The following is a 6061-nucleotide window of genomic DNA, read 5'->3' as shown; positions in this document are numbered from 1 at the left end:
GAACACGCCGACCTGTGCCGGGGGGCGGGGAGGGCGATGATCCTGGCGCCGATGGCTGTGACCCTGACGCCGATCGGATCGGCGATCCTGTCGCTGGCCCTGCTGGTCGGGCTGACGGTGGTGGTGGTCGGCGGGGCGCGTTTCCTGCGGCGGGTGCGGCGGGCCTATCGGCGGCTCTATGTGTCGGAGCACCGGGCCGACCATCTGGAGGCCGAGGGGTGATCGGGACAGCCCGTTGACCGGAGCTCTGGTCGCCGCCGTTCTGGGATTGCTGGCCTGGCTGATCTGGTCGGGATCGGGGAAGGCTGCGCCGCTGTCGGGGCGGGTCGCGGTGCTGGGGGTGCTGGTCGCACCGGCCATCGTTCTGATCGCGATCGGCAGTGCGGTGCTGATCGATCGGGGCGGAGGCCAGACGGCGCGGTTCGGCCAGATCCGAATGACGCTGGAGAGTCTTGACCTCGGCGGGCGCGGCGACCGTTTGACCATTGGCGGAGGCCCGGAGGACGGGCTGGTCGTCGAAGGCGCGACGGCGGGGCTGGCTTCGCTGAGGCCAATGGGCGGATCGGGCGGCGCGGCGGCCCAGGGTGTCGCCGAGCTGATCGTGCGCCCCCCCGCGGCAGCGGACGACGGGGTGTCGGTGGTCTCGGTCGACAAGGAATTCGTAGGTTCGGAGCCGTTTCCCAGAGGTAGCGCCCTGTGCGTCGGCACCTGTGACGGGCCGGGCGCGCGCTGGCGGGTGTTGAGCCGGTCCGGCGCGGTGCGGTTCGTGGCGGGCCGGCTGGACGCCGAGGGGCGTGTCGTGGCGGCCGAGGACAGGGTCGACGCGGGTGAGACCTTCCCGCGTCGTGAACCCTTCCCCTTCATCGCCGCGCCCCGGCCGTGGCGGGCGTCGCAGGCCGTCTATCCGGTCGAGCGATATCTGGAGGCCGATGCAGCGGCCGGACGGCTGAGGTCTGTGCTGTATCAGCAGGGGGGGTGGCGCGGGGCGGACTGGCGACTTCTGGCGCTGGACCCGCAGTTGTGGGTCGCTCTTCCGGGCGAGGCTCCGCGTCGTGTCGAAGGTGGCGCGAACCGGTCGAACGGCCGAACGGTCGAGGTACCGTCTGGGTCGACGGTGACGATCTGGGACGTGCGGACCTATGGGTTTTCGCAAGGGGGGCAGCCGGCGGGACGGTTGCAGGAGCGACGGGCGCTCGTCGTCGAGGGACAGGGTCGAGGCGTGTCCGTCAGGCTCCAGACCCCGGCGACCGAGGTGGTGGCGACCTGTCCGACCAACGGGCGGCTGACCACGGCCGACATCCGCTATCCGATCCTGGGCGGTCCGGTAGCGGCGGGGCTGGACCAGAATCCGACCCTGCCACGCGCGGCGGACTGTGCGCGTTTCCTGTCGAGTGTGATCAAGGGCGAGGGCGGTGTCGCGCCGACCTTCACCATGGCCCGGTTCGGGGCTCCCTGGTCCCTGGTGGTGCTGATTCTGGCCTGGACCGGCGGGGTGTTGTGGTTGCAGCGCGGCGTGTGGACGGATCGGGCGGTCCACTGGTCGATCTATTGCGTGTTCCAGACCCTGCTGGCGTTGCGGTTCGTAATCGCGGTGTCCGGAGCGGGGGCCGATCCGGAGACCCTGGCACCCGGCCGGCTGATCGGCGAGGCGGCGATCGCCTATGTGGTGCTGCCGGTGCTGTTCCTGTTGCTGGCCCCGCCCAGGGACGGACGCAGGCCGTGGGCGGTCGGGCTTGGGCTGTTCGCGGGTGTGGCCCTGGTGGTCGGCGGGTTGTACGGCGCGCCGGTGACGGCGGAGGGCGGTCTGGCGGGCGCGGTGCCGGGCGGACTGGCCCTCGTTGGAGGTGTTCTGGCGATCCTCGGTGCGGCGGGGGTCGGCTTCTGGCCGGCCAGAACCACGTCAGATGCGGATGCCGAGACTGGAGCAGGAACCGAAGCCGAAGCGGCCCAGACCTGGCCCGTGCTGTTCGGGGCGGCCGCGGCGATGCGGGCGGTGCTGGGATTCCTGTCGATCAAGGAGCGGATTCCCGGCCTCGGGTTCGCCGTCAGCGTGATCTATACGCCGGCGATGATCCTGGGGTTCTCGGGGCTTCTGGCCGAGGCTTTGCGGGCGAACCCTCGGCGTCTGATCCGGCTGGGGCTGGTGTTCGCAGGCCTGTTGTTCCTTATGCTGGCGGTGCTTCCGGGACTGGTCAAGGACAACGGCTATGTGATCGTGGCCCTGCCGATCGCGGGGATGGCGGCCTGGGTGGCATGGAGCCGGTTCGGGCGCGATCTGCCATTGCGGACGCGGATGATCTGGTCGGCGCCGGCGGCGGGGCTATCGGTGCTGTTGCTGGGGGTGCTGGTCGCGGGGGCGTTTTCTCTGGGGTTCGCCGAGAACCGGGATCGCAATATCGCGCAGGCCCGCGACGCGGTCAGCGACGCGCCCGCCTTGAAGATCCTGGAACAGGCGGTGGACGAGGATCCGACCCTGCTGCGGGTCTGGATGCGGCTCGATCCAGAGCGACTGCTGCGGTCGGGGGCGAGCGAGGCCGAGGATCTGCGGGTCATCTCGCGACAGCTGTCCGGATACACCGACACCCTGTTCGGGCGGGGCTATCTGACACCGGCCAATCTGACGGTGCTTAGGCCCGTGCATCTGAACGACAATCTGTCCGCCATCCATCTGATCTCGCCGTTCGGAAGGATCACGGCGGCGGCCCTCCTGATCCTGCTGGCGGTGCTGCCGGTCGCCCTGGCGCGGCGGACGCGGCGGGATGGGGTGCCGCGCGGTCGCTATGAGATCGCGGGCTTCATGGCGCTGTGGGTCGTGTTCGGGGTCGATGCCTATATCGTGCTGGCCAATCTTCAGCTGGTGCCGTTCACGGGGCGCAACGTCTATCTGCTGGCGGCGGCGTCGGACAGCGACCTGCTGGAGGGGACGATCCTGATCGGGCTGGCCTATGTCGGGATCGCCGGGCTGTGGGCGAAGGACGCCTTCGCCTGGGAGGCGGGGCTGGAGCGGATCGTGCGGCGGCTGCGGCCGGGGCGGGCGTCATGAGCCGATCGCGCATTCCCAAGGCCCGGATGACCCTGCCGTCGGTGAAGGCGATGCGGGTCTCATGGGGCGGTGCGCTGGGCGCGCTGCTGGTGCTGCTGATCTGCATCGCGCCCCAGGTCCTGGCCGTGACCAATCCGATCCCGCGCGTGGCGGGTGGTGCGGCTGCAGGGGGCGATGAGCGCGCGGAGGGGTACAATGCCCTGATCGACGATCTGGTGGTGGCGCGGGGCTGGCTGGAGATGCGGGCGACGGGCGGCGGCTATGCGGTGGTCGAGTCGCCGCTCGCGCCCCGTGATCCGGTCTGGCAGCGGTTCAAGCGGGAATCCTATCTGTTCGGCGACCTGAGAGCGCCCGAACGGTGGCGGGTGTCGGACTATCGATTTCAGCGGGACGGGCGCGAGACCATCGAGATCGTCGGCATCGACCCCTCGGCGCATCAGGTGGCGGGGCCGTTCAATGCGCCGGACAGCTGGCGCGGGGGCCTGCTCTATCGGCCGGGCACGGCGCGGGTGGTCGGGCTGACCCGTCGGGTTTCGGAGACAGGAGCAGGGCCAGCGCGGGAGCGGCCGATGCGGTTCCGGCCCAACGGGCGTGACGGTACGCTCGAGCTGTTCGGCGAGACGCCGGCGACGGCTGACGCGGCCTGGCGATACCGGTTTCGGGCGACGAAGGCGGGCTGCGTCGGCGAGGTGGCCAGTGTGATGCGGATCGGCACCGACCTGCGCGGCGACGCCCTGGTCCGGTTGCGGGCCCATCCCGAATGCCGGCTGGCGGTACGGATCGGCGGCAGATTGCAGACGGCCGACGGGGTGGCCTATGCGTGGCTGAGGGCCGGCGAGACCCTGACCTTCGAGGCGGCGGGACCGGGCGGCGCGATGCTGCGGGACGCCTATGACTACGGCGGGGCCAATGAGGCGATCTCGCCCGCACCCGTGCCGGGGGCCAGGCGGACGCGGGCCTGGGGGCTGGACGCCTTCAGCCGGGGGGTGGAGACATTGGTGGCCGGTCGGCCGGGGCTCGGTGATATTGAGACGACGCTGGACGCGCGGCTTCAGGACGCGGCCGAGACGGTGCTGGGGCCGCCGGGGCGGCTGCTCAATGCGGCGGGACTGCCGGCGCGGGCCTCGATCACCCTGATGGACGCCAATACCGGCGAGGTCCTGGCCATCGCCAGCCGGCCGCAGCGGCCGCCCGACGCCTCGATCTTCACACGCGCCGGGATGGACGACCGCAATCACAACTTCACCGCCCAACCGGTCGGCTCGGTCGCCAAGGCCCCGATCACCATGGCGATCCTGCAAGCCCATCCTGAGCTGGCGGGGCTGAAGCTGACGGCCATGGGTGACTTCAAGGGGGTGGTTGGGGTCGAGGCCCCGTTCCGGGACACGGTGTCCGGTGACCTGGACATGGTCAGTTTCCTGGCGCGGTCCAGCAATCGATATGCCGTGGGGCTGATGTTGCTGGCGCTCAGCGATGCACCATCGGTGCCTGATCCGGCGCTGGTCGACGGGTCGGACTGCTATGCAATCGGAGTGACGCGGCTGTGCCGGCCGCCGGTGATCGAAACGATGCGGCCGATCGGACCGCGCGGGCCGGACGGCTATCGGCTGGAGGGGCGTGCCGGGCCGCCGCTGACCTGGGGCGTCACGATGACCGACCTGTTCGGTGTCCTGACCGAGTTCGAGGCGGGCGGAGCGACGTCGTCGGCCAACCTGTGGCCTGGTCTGGCGGAGACGCCGAAACAGGGGGCCGGGTGGATCTTCCTGGAAGAGGGCAACCTGGGTCTGAACGACCTGGTCGATCTGCACCGGGACTATCTGATGAGCGTGCTGGGCGGCAACCGGACGCGCTGGTCCTCGATCAAGGTGGCCGAGATGGTGTCACGGATGGTGACGCGGCGGCCCGTGAATGCGCGGCTGACCCAGCCGGACCGCCTGCCGCCACCGGCCGCGCGCACGGTCGCCCATCCGGCGGAATGGGACCTGGTGTTGCAGGGGATGGAGGCGGTGACCGGTCACGATCCGGCGGTTCGGGGAACGGCGGCCCGGTTGCGACCCAGCCTGCCGCCCGGCGACTATCGCATCTTCGCCAAGACCGGGACGCCGACGCTGGAGATCGGGGTGGCCCCGTCACCCGCGCGTGCGGCGGCCGTGCGGCTGGCGGAACGTCAGTGCGGCCTGACCTGGGACCCCGATAGCCGCAGGATCACTGCGCCGACGACGATGCGGCCGGTCTGCGCCGACATCGCCGGCCAGGCGGGATCGCGGGCGGCGCTGGATGCGGCGCTGAGAGCCATGTCGCCGGCCTATCGCAGCCGGATCGACCGCGACCTGCTGGCCCGGCCCCATGCTGTGACAGACCTGACGCTGGAGGCGGCGTCGGCGGTCGGGGTGGGCCACGGGATCGCGCTGGTGATCGGGCGTTATCCGTCTGCCGTGGCGGCGGCGAAGGCCGTGCCGGGCGTGCCGCCGAATCGGGCGCTGGCCATCGTCATCAATCTGGAAAGCCATGACGGCGAGGCACCGGCGACCGATATGGCCGGGGCCTTGCTGGCGTCGCCCGTGGTTCGTGCCTGGCTGGCGCAGGACGCGAGCGCGCCATGAGCCGGGGAAGCCGTACGTCGAAACGATCGCGGGCAAGGTCGAGGGCCATTCCGACCGGGTGGGGCAGACTCGCACCCGTCGTCGGACTGTGTGCTGTGGCCCTGATCTCGGCAGCATTGGCCTTTGGTCGACGCGGCGGGGTCGAGGCGGCGTCGGGCGCGGCCTGTGTCACAGATGCGGTCCCGGGCCAGTTCGAGACCTGGACCGCCTTCTTCCGGCGCTATCCGTTCGACGATGCCTTCGTGAAGGCGCGGATCGAGGCCGTGAACGGGCCCAAGCCCGGCGAGGTCGTCACCATCCCGCTGGCCGGCGATGCGTCGTGCGGCAAAGCGACCTCGGCCGACTAGATCAGGGCTGACACCTGCAGGGCGGCGTTCCAGTCCTTGAAGGCGATGGTCAGGGGTGGGGTCAGGTC

4 protein-coding genes are annotated in these 6061 nt (G+C 70.7%); all 4 read left to right on the top strand.

Going from position 1 to position 6061, the window contains the following annotated elements; all coding sequences use genetic code 11:
* On the top strand, positions 1-222 hold a 222-nt coding region (locus JHC99_RS17090), incomplete at its 5' end, for a hypothetical protein (protein WP_292155847.1).
* 13 nt (positions 223-235) lie between these two features.
* A complete protein-coding gene (locus JHC99_RS17085; protein WP_292155845.1) occupies positions 236-3043 on the top strand; it encodes a hypothetical protein in 2808 nt (935 codons plus the stop codon).
* Positions 3040-5646, top strand: coding sequence for a penicillin-binding transpeptidase domain-containing protein (locus tag JHC99_RS17080; protein ID WP_292155844.1), 2607 nt, complete (start codon positions 3040-3042; stop codon positions 5644-5646). Before JHC99_RS17085 ends, JHC99_RS17080 begins: the two co-directional genes overlap by 4 nt.
* A 95-nt stretch (positions 5647-5741) precedes the next feature.
* Entirely contained in the window at positions 5742-5993 is a 252-nt protein-coding gene (locus tag JHC99_RS17075; RefSeq protein WP_292155842.1) for a hypothetical protein, read from the top strand.
* The last annotated feature ends 68 nt before the right edge of the window (positions 5994-6061 follow it).

This window comes from Brevundimonas sp., from assembly GCF_016463485.1.
Taxonomy (GTDB): Bacteria; Pseudomonadota; Alphaproteobacteria; order Caulobacterales; family Caulobacteraceae; genus Brevundimonas.
Note: the sequence above shows the minus strand (reverse complement) of the source record. Positions and strands in the feature narration are given on the sequence as shown.

Bases quoted from the DNA above. Each gene is read 5' to 3' on its own strand.
- JHC99_RS17080 (WP_292155844.1), top strand. From the start codon at position 3,040: ATGAGCCGATCGCGCATTCCCAAGGCCCGGATGACCCTGCCGTCGGTG.